19 protein-coding genes are annotated in these 17,113 nt (G+C 72.1%); 12 read left to right on the forward strand and 7 right to left on the reverse strand.

Annotated features, from left to right (window positions below):
- Positions 1-34 precede the first annotated feature (34 nt).
- Positions 35-1,666: a PQQ-dependent sugar dehydrogenase gene (locus EDC02_RS21935; protein WP_123603581.1), complete on the reverse strand. Its 1,632-nt coding sequence runs from the start codon at positions 1,664-1,666 to the stop codon at positions 35-37.
- Between the two features lie 120 nt (positions 1,667-1,786).
- Between EDC02_RS21935 and EDC02_RS40340 the strand changes: the two genes are divergently transcribed.
- Positions 1,787-2,944, forward strand: a complete 1,158-nt coding sequence (locus EDC02_RS40340; RefSeq protein WP_199757724.1) for a tetratricopeptide repeat protein — start codon at positions 1,787-1,789, stop codon at positions 2,942-2,944.
- 19 nt (positions 2,945-2,963) lie between these two features.
- Here the strand turns inward: EDC02_RS40340 and EDC02_RS21945 are convergent, their stop codons facing one another.
- The gene (locus EDC02_RS21945; RefSeq protein ID WP_123603582.1) at positions 2,964-3,230 is read right to left on the reverse strand and encodes a GlsB/YeaQ/YmgE family stress response membrane protein; all 267 of its coding nucleotides are present in this window, start codon (positions 3,228-3,230) and stop codon (positions 2,964-2,966) included.
- Positions 3,231-3,467: 237 nt separating this feature from the next.
- Here EDC02_RS21945 and EDC02_RS21950 point away from each other — a divergent pair, with 237 nt between their 5' ends.
- From EDC02_RS21950 to EDC02_RS21975, 6 genes are all read left to right on the forward strand, one after another.
- Positions 3,468-4,604 carry an LCP family protein gene (locus tag EDC02_RS21950; RefSeq protein ID WP_123603583.1) on the forward strand — a complete coding sequence of 379 codons (1,137 nt, stop codon included), beginning with the start codon at positions 3,468-3,470 and terminating at the stop codon, positions 4,602-4,604.
- A gap of 69 nt (positions 4,605-4,673) precedes the next feature.
- The gene (locus EDC02_RS21955; RefSeq protein ID WP_123603584.1) at positions 4,674-5,378 is read left to right on the forward strand and encodes a Crp/Fnr family transcriptional regulator; all 705 of its coding nucleotides are present in this window, start codon (positions 4,674-4,676) and stop codon (positions 5,376-5,378) included.
- A 217-nt stretch (positions 5,379-5,595) separates the two neighbouring features.
- Positions 5,596-6,465: a hypothetical protein gene (locus tag EDC02_RS21960; RefSeq protein WP_148083551.1), complete on the forward strand. Its 870-nt coding sequence runs from the start codon at positions 5,596-5,598 to the stop codon at positions 6,463-6,465.
- The gene (locus tag EDC02_RS21965) at positions 6,462-7,319 is read left to right on the forward strand and encodes a hypothetical protein (protein WP_123603586.1); all 858 of its coding nucleotides are present in this window, start codon (positions 6,462-6,464) and stop codon (positions 7,317-7,319) included. Before EDC02_RS21960 ends, EDC02_RS21965 begins: the two co-directional genes overlap by 4 nt.
- Positions 7,313-8,593, forward strand: coding sequence for a hypothetical protein (locus EDC02_RS21970; RefSeq protein WP_123603587.1), 1,281 nt, complete (start codon positions 7,313-7,315; stop codon positions 8,591-8,593). Before EDC02_RS21965 ends, EDC02_RS21970 begins: the two co-directional genes overlap by 7 nt.
- Entirely contained in the window at positions 8,593-9,306 is a 714-nt protein-coding gene (locus tag EDC02_RS21975) for a hypothetical protein (RefSeq protein WP_123603588.1), read from the forward strand. The genes EDC02_RS21970 and EDC02_RS21975 overlap by 1 nt, the downstream gene beginning before the upstream one ends.
- Before the next feature lie 15 nt (positions 9,307-9,321).
- Here EDC02_RS21975 and EDC02_RS21980 read toward each other — a convergent pair whose 3' ends face one another.
- On the reverse strand, positions 9,322-10,026 hold the full coding sequence (locus EDC02_RS21980; RefSeq protein ID WP_199757725.1) for a response regulator transcription factor: 705 nt from the start codon (positions 10,024-10,026) through the stop codon (positions 9,322-9,324).
- Positions 10,014-11,285 (reverse strand): sensor histidine kinase, encoded by a 1,272-nt coding sequence (locus EDC02_RS21985; RefSeq protein ID WP_123603590.1) that lies wholly within the window; start codon positions 11,283-11,285, stop codon positions 10,014-10,016. The genes EDC02_RS21980 and EDC02_RS21985 overlap by 13 nt, the downstream gene beginning before the upstream one ends.
- Before the next feature lie 152 nt (positions 11,286-11,437).
- On the opposite strand from EDC02_RS21985, the gene EDC02_RS21990 reads away from it, so the two are divergent.
- The 4 genes from EDC02_RS21990 to EDC02_RS22005 all read left to right on the forward strand — a co-directional run bounded on the left by EDC02_RS21990 (position 11,438) and on the right by EDC02_RS22005 (position 14,092).
- Entirely contained in the window at positions 11,438-12,337 is a 900-nt protein-coding gene (locus EDC02_RS21990) for an ABC transporter ATP-binding protein (RefSeq protein WP_123603591.1), read from the forward strand.
- Positions 12,334-13,068, forward strand: coding sequence for an ABC transporter permease (locus tag EDC02_RS21995; protein ID WP_123603592.1), 735 nt, complete (start codon positions 12,334-12,336; stop codon positions 13,066-13,068). The genes EDC02_RS21990 and EDC02_RS21995 overlap by 4 nt, the downstream gene beginning before the upstream one ends.
- The gene (locus tag EDC02_RS22000) at positions 13,055-13,771 is read left to right on the forward strand and encodes a hypothetical protein (protein WP_148083552.1); all 717 of its coding nucleotides are present in this window, start codon (positions 13,055-13,057) and stop codon (positions 13,769-13,771) included. Before EDC02_RS21995 ends, EDC02_RS22000 begins: the two co-directional genes overlap by 14 nt.
- Before the next feature lie 114 nt (positions 13,772-13,885).
- Positions 13,886-14,092, forward strand: coding sequence for a hypothetical protein (locus EDC02_RS22005; RefSeq protein ID WP_123603594.1), 207 nt, complete (start codon positions 13,886-13,888; stop codon positions 14,090-14,092).
- A 42-nt stretch (positions 14,093-14,134) separates the two neighbouring features.
- Here EDC02_RS22005 and EDC02_RS22010 read toward each other — a convergent pair whose 3' ends face one another.
- The gene (locus EDC02_RS22010) at positions 14,135-14,602 is read right to left on the reverse strand and encodes a PPOX class F420-dependent oxidoreductase (protein WP_123603595.1); all 468 of its coding nucleotides are present in this window, start codon (positions 14,600-14,602) and stop codon (positions 14,135-14,137) included.
- 72 nt (positions 14,603-14,674) lie between these two features.
- On the opposite strand from EDC02_RS22010, the gene EDC02_RS22015 reads away from it, so the two are divergent.
- Positions 14,675-15,484, forward strand: coding sequence for a YqjF family protein (locus tag EDC02_RS22015; protein WP_233606179.1), 810 nt, complete (start codon positions 14,675-14,677; stop codon positions 15,482-15,484).
- On the opposite strand, the gene EDC02_RS22020 is transcribed toward EDC02_RS22015, so the two are convergent.
- The gene (locus EDC02_RS22020; protein ID WP_123603596.1) at positions 15,414-16,298 is read right to left on the reverse strand and encodes a helix-turn-helix transcriptional regulator; all 885 of its coding nucleotides are present in this window, start codon (positions 16,296-16,298) and stop codon (positions 15,414-15,416) included. The genes EDC02_RS22015 and EDC02_RS22020 overlap by 71 nt on opposite strands.
- Before the next feature lie 4 nt (positions 16,299-16,302).
- Entirely contained in the window at positions 16,303-17,112 is an 810-nt protein-coding gene (locus EDC02_RS22025; protein WP_123603597.1) for an SAM-dependent methyltransferase, read from the reverse strand.
- Between the last annotated feature and the right edge of the window lies 1 nt (position 17,113).

Here is a 17,113-nt window from a genome sequence, read left to right on the forward strand (position 1 = left end):
GCTCCGACCGGTTACGACCGGCAGTCAGTCAGCTCTAGCCGGTGGTCACGGCCGGTGCCGGGTCGCAGGGCAGTCCGTTGAGGGTGAACCCCGCCGGAACCGGTCCGGCGCCTGCGCCGCCGCTGCCGAGGAAGCCGAACTCGACCCGGCCGCCGGCGGGCAGTGCCGCGTTCCAGGCGGCGTTGGTGGCGGTCACCGCCGCCGCGTCCTGGGTGATCACCGCGTTCCAGGCGACCGAAACCTGTTGTGCGCCGGCGAACGACCAACCGAGCGACCAGCCGTCGATCGGCTCGTCACCGGTGTTGGTGACGCCGACCGTCACGGTGAAGCCCGACCCCCAGTCGCTGTCCACTCGGTAGTCGACCAGGCACTCGGCGACCGGCTCCGGTTCGTCGGCCTCGAAGGTGATCCGGTGCAGCTGGCCGGGCAGGTCGTTGGCGAGGTAGAACTCGCCGTCCGCGGCCACCGCGAGGGTGGTCGGCTGGATCGGCAGCTCACCGATGACCGCCGTGTCGTACCCACCGTCCGTGTCGGGCCGGATCACGTACGCGGTCGCCGAGCAGTAGTCGGTGGCCAGGTAGGTACCGGTAGCGGCGGATTCGCTGCCCCGGTAGACGTGGCCGCCGATCACCGCGCAGCCGCCGACCGAGGTCTGGTAGTGGAACACCGGGTCGACGTACTCGGCGGCCGGGTCGCACCGCTGCGGGTCGAACTCGACCGGACCTTCCCGGCAGGACCAGCCGAGGTTGGCCCCGGCCACCCCGCGCAGATGGTTGACCTCCTCGTAGCTGCCCTGTCCGACGTCGGCGATCCACAGCGAGCCGTCCGCCGGGTCGAACGAGAACCGCCACGGGTTGCGCAGGCCGTACGCCCAGATCTCGGCGCGGGCGCCGGCTTCGTCGACGAACGGGTTGTCCGCCGGTACGCAGTACGCGAGGTCGCCGCAGGCGGCCGAGACGTCCAGCCGGAGGATCTTGCCGAGCAGGGTGCCGAGGTCCTGACCGGTGCCGAGCACGTCGTCGGCGCCGCCGCCGTCGCCGATGCTCCAGTAGAGGTGGCCGTCCGGGCCGAAGGCGAGCTGCCCGCCGTTGTGGTTGGCGTACTCGGCGTGCGGCTGGCTCAGCAGGATCTCCTCCCGGTCGGCCGGCACCGGCTGCTGGTCGGCGGCGTCCAGCGGCAGCCGGGACAGGGTGACCGCGCCGTCGGGCAGCGCGGTGTACGCCAGGTAGATCGCCGGGTCGGCGGCGAATCCGGGGGTCGTGGCGATGCCCAGCAGGCCGCGTTCGTTGCCGGAGGTGTCGACCCGGTCGCTGATGTCCAGCAACGCTGCCTCGGCCAGTCCGGAGGCCGGGTGGTAGACACGTACCCGGCCGGCCTTCTCAGTGATGAACAGCCGGCCGCTGCCGTCGTCCGGAGCCACCATCGCGGTCGGTCGTTGCAGCCCGAAAGCGACCTGGGTGCTGGTGACGGAGAGTTGGTCGAGCGGCACCGCGGCGGCTGCTGAGCCCACGGAGCCCGCCGCGCCGTCGAGGTTGGCGGGCTCGGCGTGCGGGTCGGTGTACGGCGTGGCATGGGCTGCGGTGGAGGAGAGCACCAGCGCGGTCGTGGCGAGTGTCGTCGCGGCGACCCGCCAACCAGCCAACGCCAAAGATCGAGAATCTCTCATATTCATGATGATCAGCTTATGGCCGGGGTGAACCGATCGCCATGCCTCTGCCACCCGGCGGACACAGATTCAGCCACTCAGGGTAGTCAAACAGGCGCGCAAAGTGGTTACTCTGGGTACATGGAGCCGGACTCCCCCGACCCGATCCAGATCGCCGAACTGGTGATCGCCTGGTCCGGTGGGATAATCGCGGCTTTTGCCCTTTTGGTCACTGCGTTGACGGTGGTCTTCGTCTTCGCGGGTTTCGTCGGTGTCCGTGAACTGCGCACCATCCGGCGCACCGGCGCCCGCGCCCGACTGGAGCTCGACCGCCAACGGGTGGTCGCCGAGGAGATCGTCGCGCAGGCCGACCGGGCCATCGACCAGGCGGAGACCCTCTCCGAGCAGGCCGACACGCTGGTCGGCCGGGTGGAGACGGCGGTCGGCCGGGCCGAACGCCAGTCCGAGCAGGTACACCTGCTGATCGAGGACATGCGGTCCAGGCTCAGCGACTTCGATCACCGGTTGACCACCCAGGTTGAGGTCTCCTATCTGTTCAACCAGGGAGAGGCCGCGTACTGGGAGGGCTACTACGAGAAGGCGGTGGAATGCCTGCGCCGGGCGGTCGAACTCGATCCGCGTAACCCCCGGGTGCGCTACCGGTTGGGCCGGTCGCTGACCAACCTCGGCGAGGACGCCGCCGCCGAGGAGGAGCTGACCACCGCCATGGCGCACCGGCTGCCGACCGACGCCGCCGATCGGGCGCTGGCCCTGCTGCACCGCTACGCGCGACCGGACCGGGCACTGGCCTACGCCCGCAACGCCACCAAACACGGCCCGCACGACGCGCAGAACTGGAACTGTCTCGGGCTGCTGCTGCGCGACAACGGTGACTTCACCGCCGCCCGGGACGCCCACCAGCAGGCCAACCGGTTGGACCAGGAACTCGTCTCCACCCCGTTCTTCCTGGCGCTGCTCGCCGCCCACGGCCAGGCGCTGCCACATGCCCGGGACCGCTCCGCCGAAGCGATCAGCCGGCTCGACTCCAGCGAACGCCGGGCCAAGATCAAGCCCATGTGGGCATCGTTGATCCGGTGGACCGACGAGGTGCTGCGCGGCAACTACGCCGAGGCCGACCTGCACGCCGCGGTGCTCTACCAGACCTGCCAGTCGAGTCGGCGGGCCCGGGAGATCTGCGACCACATGGACTTCCTGTTGCGGTCACTGGCCCGCGAGGAGCACCGGGACCGCTACCTCGGGGCCATCGAACGCACCTGGCTGACCGGTCGGCCCTGCTGACTTCCTACCCTGCCGACTCTCAGCCCTTCTTTCCGGCCGCTCCGGAGATGGCCGCCACGCCGACTGCGGCGAGCGCCACCTGCAACGCGAGCTCGATCCAGTCGACGCCCCGGGTCTCGGCCACCCCGAACAGGCTGGCGACCAGGGTGCCGAGCAACGCCGCCACCACACCGATCAGCAAGGTGACCCAGATCTTCAGCTTCTGCTTGCCCGGGACGACCAGCCGCCCGAGCGCTCCGACGACGAGACCGATGATCAGTGCCGAGAAGATTCCGTCGATTTCCACCGTATGCCCCCTGTAGCCGTCGGCTGGCCGACCACCACACTGTCGGCCCTCTCCTACCACCATGCCAGAACCGGGCAACGACGCCCATCGCGTCAGGCACCGGACAGCCATCGACAAGTCATAGTGGATAGTCGCTGCTGAGCTGGATCTTCTCAGCAGATTCGCAGCATGACGCGATAACGTCTCGGGTAAGACAGAGCTGTCCTCCCTTCGTCATCCCTCGACTGGAGCATCGGCATGTCGGCACCGGACGCACCAGCCACTACGACCCCCGGACCGCGCCGCCGCACCCCGATCTGGGCGGTGCTGACCATCGCCCTCGGCGCGCTGCTGATGGCGACCAGCGCGACCGCGGTCGTCGGCGGCAAGCTGCTGATCGACCGGTACACGGGTCGAATCCAGCAGCAGGACCTGTTGGCGGGTGCCGCGAAGGTCTCTCAGGAGCAGAAGCAGGAGGGCGAGGCGCTGGACGGCCCGATCACCATGCTGCTGCTCGGCGTGGACGAGCGGGGCAGCCGGCCCGGCGAGATGGGCTCCGACACGATCATCATCCTGCACGTGCCGGCCACCCACGACCAGGCGTACCTGGTGTCGGTCCCCCGGGACACCTGGGTCGAGGCACCGGCGTTCGAGCCGAGCGGGTACCCCGGCGGCGAGTCGAAGATCACCGACGTGTTCCGGGCCGGCTCGCGCAACGGAGTCGGCCGGGCCGGCGGAGCGCAACTCGTCGCGCTCACCCTCAACGACCTGACCGGCATCGAGTTCGACGGCGCGGCGATCATCGACTTCGGCGGCTTCCGGGACATCATCGACGCGCTCGGCGGGGTCCGGATGTGCGTCGACCAGCGGGTGAAGTCGCAGCACATGCGGCTGGTCGACGGCGAGCCCACCTGGCTGGCCGAGGCCCGCGAGCTCGGCGGCGGCGAGGAGCTGTGGCACGAGGAGGGCTGCAAGCGGATGGCCGGGTGGGAGGCGCTGGACTACTCCCGCCAGCGCTACGGCCTGCCGAACGGGGACTACGACCGGCAGCGTCACCAGCGGCAGCTGCTGAAGGCCATGGTGCAGGAGGCGAGCAGCACCGGCGTACTGACCAACCCGGCGAAGATCGACCGGGTGATCACCGCGGCCGGCAAGGCCTTTGTACTGGACACCGGGGGCGTCCCGATCGCCGATTTCGTATTCACCCTGCGCGGGATCACCGCGAACGACCTCATCATGGTGAAGACCAACGGCGGCGAGTTCAATCCGGCCGGATTCAGCAGTACGGCGGCCGAGCGGCTCACGCCGGAGAGCATGGCGATGTTCGACGCGGTACGGACCGGCACACTGGACGACTACCTGCTGGCCAACCCGGACGCCGTCCAGCGGGAGTGACCGTCCGGCGTATCGGGACATCCGTCACCGTGATTCCCGCCGCACGGTCCACATCGGTACGGTGTCCCCATGACCGCCCCATACCCGGTCCGGGTCAGCTTCACCAATCACGTTACCGCCGAAGACTGGCAGGCACTGCAACAGGCCGGGCAGCCGGTCCAGCTAGGCCGCAAACATGGGCTCTTCCTGCAGGACGAGCAGAGCCGCGACGTATTCCTGCTGCTCGGCGGGGCGGTCAAGGTGTACCGGACCGAGGCCAACGGCAGCGAGACGATGCTGACCGTACGATCCACTGGGGATCTGCTCGGTGACATCGCGGCGCTGGACGGCACGCCCCGGTCGGCCAGCATCTCGGTGCTGCGCCCGGTCACCGCCCGGAAGCTGACCACCGAACAGTTCCTCGCCGTGGTCGACGACCGCGACCTGCACCCAGCGCTGCGCCGCTACACCAACGCCCGGCTGCGCGAATCCGACGAGCAGCGGGTGGAGATCGCCTCGCTGCCGGTGCCACAACGGCTCGCCCGGGCGCTGCTCCGGCTCGCCAAGGCCACACCGGACGGCCCGAACCACGCCTCGCTCGACCTCGGACTCTCCCAGGACGGCCTGGCCCAGCTGATCGGGGCGTCCCGCAACGCGGTGGTGACCGCGATCGGCAGGTTCCGCGACGACCGGTTGATCGCGACCGCACCCCGCCGGTTCATGCTGCTCGACCTCGGCCGGCTCGCCCGGATCGGATACAGCGGACCCCGCTCCGGCGGCCACTCGTCGACCTGAGTGTCCGCCGATCTGAATGCCCGCCGACCGAACAGCAGACGGCGGGAAACCGATTGTCGGGCCGGGACCGCGATCAGTTCGGTACGCGTCGCGGACCGGCCACCCGGTGACCATCTTGGTCCATTGATGCCCGTGTTGCCCACTGGTTGGCAGAAAACGCCGGGCAACCCGGGCACGATGCGGAGCCGACGAAACTCGACCTTCGACAGGAGCACCGGTGGTCGTTACACCTCCGCCATTCACCGTGACCCGGGAGTTGCCGCCGTACACCGGCATCCTCGCCGTCGACGCCAAAGGTTTCACCGCCGAGCCCGGCGGCACCCATCAGGACATCAACCAGCTCATTCCCCAATTGGTCCGGCAGGCCTTCGAGGCGGCGGCGATCGGCGAAGCCTGGCAGAACCCGCTGTTCTACGGCGACACCGGCGACGGGCTCGCGATCGGCGTACCGACCCGGCTGCTCCCCGCGCTGGTGCACCCGTTCCTGGCGGTGCTGCAGAACGTGCTGGCCGAACACAACGCCGGTGTCCCGCGCGGCCAGCCCGTCATCCGGCTGCGCGCCAGCCTGCACGTCGGGCCGCTGCCGGTCGACCCGGACCGACCGGAGCGGTCCGGCAACGGCACCGCCCGCAACGAGACGCACCGGCTGCTCGACTCCGACGCGGTCCGGATCATGCTCGACTCGGCCCAGCCGACGATCACCCACGTCGCGGCGATCCTGTCCGACCGGGTCTTCACCGACGTCGTCCAGGCCGGCTACACCAGCCGGCGTCCGGACCACTTCATCGAGGTCGCGGCGACCGTGCCGGGCAAGAGCTTCAGCCAGCAGGCCTGGCTGTACGTGCCGGAGCCGTCCGGCAGCCTGCTGGCGGTGCCACGGTTCGCCCCGCAGCCGACCGCGGCCGAACCAGCCGCCGAGTCAGCGGCCAGCCCGGCGGCACCGGACAGCGGGCGCGCGCCCACCGGCAACGCCGGCGGTCGACAGCCCGCGCAGACCGGCGAGCTGCGGATCCGCAGCAACTCCGGGCAGGCGGCCAACCAGGTCAACGGTGGGATGTGGCAGTCCCGGGGCGGACGTCACGGATGATCCGTACCGACCGGGACCCGCCGGAAATCGCCGACCCCGACCGGTCGGAGCCGGCCGACCCCGACGAACTCGACGCGCTGGACGCGCTGGACGATCTGGATGAGCTCGACGGCGGCGGCCCCGACCTGCCGGCCGGCGGCACCGGTGCCGCCGTGACCGTCGACCACAACGACGGGCAGGTCGCCAACGTCGTCTACGGCGGTCTGCACCAGTACGTCCAGCGGGTACGGGACTACCACGAGCTCAGTGCCGAGTACGTGCGGGACCGGCTGGCCGGATTCGTCGACCCCGGCTACCGCACCGTCGCCGGCGACCGGCTGACCGCCGAGACCGCGGTCGCCCGGATGCGCCGGGACGGCGGAGTGATCCTGGTCGGCGGCCCCGGGACCGGGCGGTACACGGCCGCGCTGCGGCTGCTGCACGGCACCGGGCTACGGCTGCGGGAGATCCGGCCGACCTTCGATCCGGCCCGCGGCGAACAGCTGACCATCGCGGAGCTGCCGGTCGCGCCGGGCTACGCGTACCTGCTCGAACTGCCCGAACACGCGCCGCACATCCAGTACGGCTTCGCCCGTGACATCGGTGCCTACTGCGACAGCCTGGCCCGGCGGGGTTCGGCCATCGCGGTCACCGTCACCGGGACGACCTGGGAGCAACTCGGCGCGGTACGCGACGGCCCGGTGCTGCAGGTGGCGGCGCCACCCGCCGATCTGGTCCTCGGCCGGCGGCTACGTCAGCTCCGGCCGGATCTGGCGCTCGACTGGCTGACCGGTCAGCGCAGATCGCCGAGCTGCTGGTCGACGCGTCACCCGCCGAAGCGGTCCGGCTGGCCCAGCTCGGCGCCGACGTGCTGACCACCCAGCCCGGGCCGGCCGGTCCAGCGGTCACCGCCGAATCCGACGCCGGACGGCAGCTGGTCGAGGCGCTGGTCTCGGCGTACCGCAACTGGGAGGTGGAGCTGACCGCCTGGTTCCACCACCATCCCGACCCGCGCCACCGGGCGTTCCTGGTCGCCGCCGCGGCGTTGGAGGGTGCCCCGGCGGGACGGGTGCTCGGTGCCGCCGAGGCGCTCGACGCCCGGCTCGCCGGCGCCGACGCGCCACCGGCCGGCCTCGGACACGCCGGCGTCCGGACCCTCGTCGAGGCCGTCGACGCGTACCTCGACGACGATCACGCGGTCCGCTACCGCCGGGCCCGGTACGCCGAGGCGGTGCTCGACTTCGTCATCACCGACCGGGCCGACACGTTCCAGCGCGAACTGTGGCGGTGGGTGTCCGAGCTGCCGCTGCGAGGCGGCCAGCGGGGCGGTCCCGTCGACCGTGGGTTGGCCACTCGCAGCGCCGAGCTGGTGCTGCACACCGCGCTCCGGCGGCGTACCCCCGAGATTCTCGGTCTGGTGGCACCGGCCTGGAGCCGGCGCGCCGGGCTGCGCGGCGCGCTGGTACACGTGCTGGGCATCGCCGCGCTCAGCCCGGAAATCGGTGCCGCGGTCCGCCAGCAGCTCTACCGCTGGGCGCAGGGCAGCAGCAGCCCGGCCGTGCTGATCGCGGTGGCCGAGGTCTGTGGTGGCGAGTTCGCCGACTTCTACGTCGAGCAGGCGATGGTCCGGCTGGGCCACCTGGCCCGGCACGACGTCGCCGAGGTCGACGAGGCGGTGCTCACCGCGCTGGCGGCGCTGTGGCGGCGACCGGCGCTGCGCCAGCAGGTGCTGCTGCGGTTGGCGTACTGGCTGGCCGACGACCAGCCCCGGCGGGCCGCGCTCGCCGCCGTCGCGCTGGATCTGCTCGGCCGTCCGGAGCAGCAGTCTCGGGTCGCCGACGACCCGGCTCACGACCCGGCTCCCAGCCCGGCCGACCAGCTCGCCGGGCCGCAGACGCTGGTCCGGCAACCCGACGCGCTCACCCACGTCCTCGGCCGCACCGTCACCGCCGGTCCCGCCGCCGCCCGGCGGGTGGCCCGGCTGCGCGCGCTGCTGGCCGCCTGGCCGGCCACCGGCGACCCGGCGCGTCAGGCGGAACTCCGCCGGCACCTCGTCGACCAGCTGCGCCGCGCGGACCCGATCGCGGCCCGCTCACGGTCCGCACCACTGCTGTCTTCTCTGCTCTCCAGCGCCGCCGAGGAGTTGTGATGCCCGGTTTCTTCGACATGTTCCGTAGCAACCCCGTACCGGTGCTGCCCGGTCCGGACCAGGACGTGTTCACCGATCGGCTGCCGGCCGCGCTGCCCGGCACCGAGTTCGTCGCCACGTTCGCCACGGCGTGGCAGCCGCTGCGCCAGCACGACCGGGCCGCCGCCACGGTCCGCTGGTGCATGCTGGACGCGGCCCGCCGGATCGCCGCCCCGCGCAAGGTCACCGAGCGGACCATGCTGGAGGCCGAACTGAACACCCGGCTGCCGCAGATGGATCTGGCCGCCTCGCACCTGCGGCTGCTGAGCTGCACGGTCAGCCTGGCGGTGGACGCCCAGGCCGAGCAGGACACGAAGACGGTCGACAAGCTCACCCGGGAGCTGCGGATGCAGCGGCTGCGTCAGCAGTTGGAACAGGAGCAGATGGGCTACCTGCGGGACAAGGTGCTCACCGACCCGGCGACCGCCCGGTCCTACTGGTTCATGCACCACCCGGACGCGTTGACGTCACTGCTCGACGACACCTTCGAGCAGGTCGCCGCGAAGCTGACCGGTGGCGGCGACGACCGGCAGACCGCAGTGGTCGCCGAGACGGTGCAGGACTTCGTCGGTGGTCTCACCGCCGACGAACGGCGTTACCTGCTGGACCGGCTCGGCGACGTGTTCGTCTCCTTCGACCGGGGTGACCTCGCCGGCCGGGTCCTCGACGCCTGACCGCCGGGCCCGTACTCAGGTCAGGTCGGCGTCGTGCACCAGAACGGCGATCTGCACCCGGTTGTTCAGCTCAAGCCGGGACAGCAGCCGCGACACGTACGCCTTGACGGTGGCGACGCTCATGAACAGCTCGGCGGCGATCTCCGCGTTCGACCGTCCCTGGCCGACCGCGACGGCGACGTCGCGTTCCCGTGGGCTCAGCCCGTCGAGGACCCGGCGGGCGCGCTCCCGGCGCCTGACCTGGTCCGCCGCCGGTCCCGGCCGCACGTCGGTCGGGGCGGGCGGCTGGCCCGCCACGTGGGTGATCAACCGTCGGATGACCGCCGGAGAGAGGATCGGCTCACCGGCGTTCACCCGACGGACCGCGGTGACGATCTCCACCGGCGGGGTGTCCTTGAGCAGGAAGCCGCTGGCCCCGGCCCGCAGCGCGCGCAGCACGTACTCGTCGGCGTCGAACGTGGTCAGCACGACCACGTGCGGCGGGTCGGGCCGGGCGCGCAGCGCCTCGGTGGCGGTCAGCCCGTCGACCCGCGGCATCCGGATGTCCATCAGCACCACGTGCGGCGTGTACGCGGCGACCGCCGCCGGCACCTCACCGCCGTCGCCGGCCTCGCCGACCACCCGCAGGTCGGCCGCACCGCCGAGGATCATCGACAGGCCGGCCCGGACCAGCGGGTCGTCGTCCACGATCAGGACCCGCACCGAGGTCACGTCGGCCACGGCAGCCAGGCGGCGAGCCGGTAGTCGCCGGACTCGGTCGGGCCGTGGCTCAACCGCCCACCGGCCAGGCTGGCACGTTCGGCCAGTCCGACCAGGCCGGTCCCCGCTCCCGGGATCGCCGCAGCAGGGGCCACCGGTCGGCGGTTGACGACCTCGACGGTCAGCCCGTCACCCGGTCGGCCGGTGACCGCGACGGTCGCCGCCGCGCCCGGCGCATGCTTGCGGGCGTTCGTCAGACCCTCCTGCACGATCCGGTACGCGGCGCGGCCGAGCCCGGCCGGCAGCGCCTGCGCGTGGTCGATCCGACTGACCAGGCTCACCCGGGCACCGGCCTGGCGGGATTCGTCGACCAGCCCAGGCAGGTCGGCCAGGGTCGGCTGGGGCGGTTCGGCGGCGCGGTCACCCGGCCCCGGGCCGGTGTCGACGACGCCGGAGGTCGGCTGCCCGGCCCGCAGCACGCCGATCACCTCACGCAACTCCTGCAACGCCTGATGTGCGGTCACCCGGATCACCCCGGCGGCCCGGGCGGTCTCTTCGCGGGAAGCGTCCGGGCGGAACTCCAACGCCCCGGCGTGCAGGCTGAGCAGCGACATCCGGTGGGCCAGCACATCGTGCATCTCCCGGGCGATCCGGGTGCGTTCCAGCTGCCGGGCCTGGCCGACCCGCAGCTGCTGCTCCGCCTCCGCCCGGTGGGCCCGGTCCCGCAGCGACACGATCAGCTGCCGGCGGGCCCGGACGAACATCCCCCAGGCCAGCACCGTGCCGAGGATGATCCCGGTGAACAGCACCGAGCCCGGCAGGTTCAGGTCCGGATCCGGGTAGAGCAGGTAGTACCCGGGCGCGACAGCGACGTGCGCGGCGTTCACCGCCGCCGCGACCGGGAACGGGCGGTGCACCGCGACGGTGAACAGCAGGATCACGATGGCGATCCCGGCGCTCACCGACAGCACCCCGGCGGGCAGCGCGACCAGGGCGACGGCGACCGGCCACCGGCGACGCAGCCAGACCAGCGCGCAGCAGACCAGCCCGAGCAGCAGATCCAGCCGGAACAGCCAGGGGTCACCCGAACCGGTTGCCGTCAGGTAGGGCTGCGGCTGGCGCAGATCCCAGGCCGCGAAGAGCAGATAGCTGACCGCCAACCCGAACGCGACACCATCGACGATCCAGTCGCGGGTGCTGCGCCGACCGGTCCCCGGCGACTCGGCGACCAGCGCGCCGGGCAGCAGCCAGGGATTGTCGGGAGCCGGCACCGCACTCATCCGGCCAGCGTACGGAAGGATTCGCGGTCGCGGACAGCTACCAAAGTCGGTACTGACGATCGACCAAGGATCATTCGACGATCGACCGGAGTCCGGCCGGCACCGACCGACGGCCGCTGCGCCGCCGGTCGCCGGGGCACGACGCTGAAGCGGTGATCGAGGTACGCAATCTCACCAAACGGTACAGACGACAGGTCGCCGTCGACGACGTGTCGTTCAGCTGCGCCGCCGGCACCGTCACCGGTTTCCTCGGGCCCAACGGGGCCGGCAAGTCGACGACGCTGCGGATGATCTGTGGCCTGGCCACCGCCTCGGCCGGCACCGCGACCGTCGGTGGGCTGCCGTACCGGCGGCTGCGTGACCCGGGGCGGGTGGTCGGCGTACTGCTGGACGCGGCCGCGATGCACCCGGGCCGCACCGGCCGGGAGACGCTGACCGTCGCGGCGCTCGCCATGGGGGCGCCCCCGGCCCGCGTCGGTGAGCTGCTCGACCTGGTCGGGCTGAACCGGGCGGCGGCCGGCCGGCGGGTGCGGGCCTACTCGCTCGGCATGCGCCAGCGGCTGGGGTTGGCGCACGCGCTGCTCGGCGAGCCGCGGGTGCTGATCCTCGACGAGCCGGCGAACGGGCTGGACCCGGAGGGCATCTTCTGGATGCGCGGACTGCTGCGTGACTTCGCCGACCGGGGCGGCACGGTGCTGCTCTCGTCGCATCTGCTGCGCGAGGTGGAGGCGGTGGCGGACCGGCTGGTGGTGATCGGGGGTGGCCGGGTCGTCGCCGCCGGCGACAAGGACGAACTGCTGGCCGGCGACGGCGGCACCCTGGTCCGGGCCCGGGACCAGCAGGCGCTGCGGGCGGCGCTGGACCGGGCCGGCCACCAGGTCGGCACGGTCGACGGCCGGCTGCTGGTGTCGGCCCCGCCCGAGACGGTCGGCGAGGTCGCGGCGGCGGCGGGCGCCGTCCTGCTGGAGCTGCGGGCGGCCGACACCGGCGGCCTGGAGCAGATGTTCCTCGCCCTGACGGCGGGCGAGTCGGTACGGGAGGCGGTCAAGTGAACATTCGATGGTGGCGGCTGATCCTGGTCGAGCTGCGCAAGATGCTGGACACCCGGGCCGGCGCCTGGCTGCTGGGGGCGATCGGGTTGTCGACGGCGGCGATCGTCGCCGTACTGGTGCTGTTCGCCGACCCGGCCGAGCAGACGTTCGGGACGTTTTTCGTGCTGGCGTCGCTGCCGGTCGCGTTCCTGCTGCCGGTGCTGGGGGTAATGCTGGTGACCACCGAGTGGTCGCAGCGGACCGCGCTGACCACCTTCGCGCTGGAACCGGTGCGACGTCGGGTGCTGGCGGCGAAGCTGGTCGCGGCGCTGGTCGCCGCGGTCGCCTCGGTGCCGGCCAGCCTGGCTGCGGCTGCGGCCGGCACGGCCGTCGCGGCGGTCACCGGCGGGACCGGCGGCTGGCGGATCGAAGCGACGCTGATCGGCTACGCGGCGCTCTTCCAGGTGATCAACGTGGTGATGGGGTTGGCCTTCGGCATGTTGCTGCTGAACACGCCGGTCGCGATCGTGCTGCTCCTGCTGCTGCCGACGGCCTGGACGGTCCTCGGCGGCGTCGTCGAGCGGCTGCGACCGGTGGCGCAGTGGCTGGACCTGTCGTTGACCACCGAGCCGTTGCTCTCCCCCGAGGTCACCGCCGGGCAGTGGGCGCGGCTGGCCACGTCGGTGGCGGTCTGGGTGCTGCTGCCGCTGGTCGCCGGGATGCTGCGGATCGAGCGCCGTGACATCGCCTGATCCGATCGGTGGTGGCCGGGTGGTCGTCGGTCCGGGCGCGATCGAGCGGTACGGGGTGCCGGTCCTGTTCGTCGCGGCCGGTGCCGGGCTCGGCGCGGCGCTGAAGCCGTTCGCCGGTTGGGCGTTGAGTCTGGCCTGGGTGCCGCTGGCCGGCCCGCTGCGGCTGATCGACGCGGTGCCGTGGCTGCCGGCCCTGATCGGTGGTACGGCGGTCGGCCTGCTCGCCGGGCTGGTGCTGGCCGGGATGGCCGCCGACGAACAACTGTTCGTCACGGTCGACCGCGACGAGTTGACCGTACGGCAGGAGCAGCGCCGGGTGGCCATGTCGCGTACCGCCGTCGGCGCGGTCTTCCTGGACGGCGCCCGCCTGGTGGTGCTTGGTCACCGCGGTGAGGAACTCTGCTCCCGGTCCGGCGACCTGCCGGCCGGGCGGCTCGGCACGGCGCTGCGCCGGCACGGCTACCCGTGGCGGTCCGACGGCGACCCGTACCGGGCGGCGTACCGGCTGTGGGTGCCGGGCCTGCCCGACCTGCCGGACGGCGCGGATCCGCTGTTGTCGGCCCGGCAGCGGGCGGTCGAGCGCGGTGACCGGGCAGAGGCCGAGCTGCTCCGCGCCGAACTGGGCAGACTCGACGTCGTGGTCCGCGACGAGCGGGTGCCGCAGGCCGGGCGCCGGCAGTTCTGGCGCCGGGCCGGGCCGTGAGGACGGTTACCTCGGCGACGTCACTGGGTACCTGGTTGCCCATCCGCCGACCGGATCCCGCCGCCAGCAGGTGCGGCGGGGCCGGTACGGCGTCGACGAGTTGAGGAGGCAGTGATGCGTGGCGGTTCGATATCCGGCGTGATCGTGCTCGTCTGGCTGGTGATCGGGGTGGTCGCGGCGGTGCAACGCGGCTACTTCGAGCGCGACGACACCAACTGTGCCCACGCCGGCACCACGATCGTGACGGTGATCGCCGGACCGTTGAACTACATCGGCGTCAACCCGAAGATCGACTGCGACCTCCCCGAGCCGTCCGAGTGACCGGGCCGTCCGGGCCGTCGGAGTAACCGGCGCGGTGCGCTGTCAGTCGTCGGCGAGGTGTGGCGGGAAGCCGCCGGTGGCGATCGGCCCCCAGCGGTCCACGACCATCCGGATCAACGACTTGTCCTGCCGGCGCATCGCCGCGCGGTACTCGTCCCAGTCCGGGTGCTCGCCGGCGACGCAGCGGTAGTAGTCGACGAGCCCGTCCAGCGCGTCCGGCATGTCGATCACCGCCGCCACCCCGTCGAGCTGCACCCACGGGCCGTTCCATTCGTCGGAGACGATACAGGCGGACACCGTCGGGTCACGGCGGATGTTGACCGCTTTCGCCCGGTCCGGGTAGGTGGCGACCAGCAGCCGGCCGTCGGTGTCGACCCCGCAGGTGACCGGGGACGCCTGCGGGCGGCCGTCGGCGCGGGTGGTGATCAGGACCGCCCGGTGCCGGGTACGCAGGAAGTCGACCAGGCCGGCCCGGTCGACGCGGGTGTTCGTCGCGATGGCACGTGCCATGTGTACGGCTCCTCAGGTTCGCCGCAGGCGGCTGCGGACACGGGTGGTGTGCAGGGCTGTCACGATGATCGTATGAGCCGTACCGAGATGCCGCCGCCGGAGCCGGTCACCGTCACCGCGCCGCGCCCGATCCGCCGGCCGGTCCTGGTGCAGGGCTGGCACGACCTGGCGTTCCTGCACTGGCCGGTGGACCCGGCGGTGGTCGCCCCGCTGCTGCCGCCGGGCACCCGGCCGGACACCTTCGACGGCACCAGCTACGTCGGGCTGATCGGGTTCCGGATGGTCGGCGTCGGCCTGGGCCCCGGGCCGGGCATCCCGTACCTGGGCACCTTCTGCGAAACCAACGTACGGCTCTACTCGGTCGACGACGCCGGCCGGCGCGGGGTGGTGTTCCGGTCCCTGGACGCGGCCCGGCTGCTGCCGGTGCTGGTGGCGATGGCCAGCCTGCGGCTGCCGTACCTGTGGTCGCGGATGCGGCTGGACCGTGACGGTGACACGGTGACGTACCACAGCCGGCGGCGCTGGCCGGGGCCGCGCGGCGCGCACAACCGGATGGTGGTCCGGGTCGGCGCGCCGATCGCCGAGCCGACCCCGTTGGAGCACTTTCTCACCGCCCGGTGGGGGCTGCACGAACGGGTCCACGGCGCGACCCGCTACCTGCCCAACGAGCATCCCCAGTGGCCTTTGCACCGGGCCGAGCTGGTCGAGCTGGCCGACGAGCTGGTCGCCGCCGGCGGGCTGCCGGCACCGGACGGCCCACCGGTGAGTGTGCTCTACTCTCCCGGCGTGCCGGTCCGGTTCGGACGGCCGGTCACCGTCGCAGGTCACGCAACGCGCGGTGCAGCACGTCCCGGGTCCGGTCCGGCGGGTCGGCCTCGATGAACAGCCGGCCGACGGCGGCCGCGTACCGGTCGACCTCTTCCCGCTTGTCCAGGTAGAGCGCGCTGGTCAGATGCTCCAGGTAGACCACGTCGGGTAGTTCCTGCTCCGGGAAGCGCAGGATGCTGAAGGCCCCGCCGGCGGCGGCGTGCCCGCCGCTGCGGAACCGGACCACCTGCAGCCGTACGCCCGGCTGCTCGCTCACCTCGGCGAGCGCCTCGATCTGCCCGCGCAGCACCCGTGCCCCGCCGATCGGCCGGCACAGCACCGCCTCGTCGATCACCGCCCAGACGCGGGGTGCGCCGGCCCGGTCCAGCACCCGCTTGCGGGCCATCCGCAGCTCGACCCGGCGGTCCACCTCACGGAGACCGGACTCGCTGAACCCGATGTCGATGACCGCGCGGGCGTACTCCTCGGTCTGCAGCAGCCCAGGCACGAACTGGATCTCGTAGGTGCGGATCAGGCTGGCCGCCGACTCCAGGTCCAGGTAGTACTGAAACCAGGTGGGCAGCAGGTCGCCGTACGGATGCCACCAGCCCGGCTGGTTGGTCTCCCGGGCGAGGGTGATCAGCTCGCCGCGTTCCATGTGGTCGGCGACGCCGTAGAGGGTGAGCAGGTCGTCCACGTCGCGTTCCTTGAACCCGACCCGGCCCAGCTCCATCCGGCTGATCTTCGACTCGGAGGCCCGGATGGTCCAGCCGGCGTCCTCCCGGCTGATCCCCTTGGCCTCGCGCAGCCGGCGCAACCGGGCACCGAGCTGCATCCGGCGGACCGTCGGTCCGCCGGCGGCGTACTCCTGGTGCCCGACGACGCTCATCGGCTCACGGCTTACGGCCGACGCCGCAGTACTGGTCGATGACGGGCACATGTGCCTGCTCCGGCTCCGGCCGCCACCGGGTCACCGACACCACCCCCGGCTCCACCAGAGTGAGCCCGTCGAAGAACCGTTCGATCCGGTCCGGGCTGCGCAGATGGTACTGCGGGTTCGCGGACTGGTTCCAGATCCGGGCGGCCTCGACCACCCCGGGGCTGGTGTCGCCGCCGTCGTAGAGCGCGAGGTGGCTGCCGGACGGCAGGACGTCGAGCAGGTTGCGGACGATGTCGCGGGCCTCGTCGTCGGAGGCGATGTGGCCGAGGACGCCCATCAGCATCAGGCCGATCGGCTGGCTGAAATCGAGGGTACGGCCGGCTTCGCGCAGGATCGACGCGGGGTCGCGCAGGTCGGCGTCGACGTAGTCGGTGGCGCCCTGCGGCGTGCTGGTCAGCAACGCCCGGGCGTGCACCAGGACCAGCGGGTCGTTGTCGACGTAGACGATCCGGGTCTCCGGAGCCACCGCCTGGGCCACCTCGTGGGTGTTGTCGGCGGTCGGCAGGCCGGTACCGATGTCGAGGAACTGCCGGATCCCGACCTGCCCGGTCAGGTAGCGCACCGACCGGACCAGGAAGCCCCGGGAGAGCCGGGCACTTTCCACGATCTGCGGGAACGCCGCCTTGATCTGGTCGCCGACCTCACGGTCGACGGCGTAGTTGTCCTTGCCGCCCAGCCAGTGATTCCAGATCCGGGCGGTCTGCGGCACCGTGGTGTCCAGCCTGGGCACCGGGTGCGAGCCGCCAGCGGATTCATCGACCATC

Source organism: Micromonospora sp. Llam0, from assembly GCF_003751085.1.
In the GTDB taxonomy this organism is placed as follows: domain Bacteria; phylum Actinomycetota; class Actinomycetes; order Mycobacteriales; family Micromonosporaceae; genus Micromonospora_E.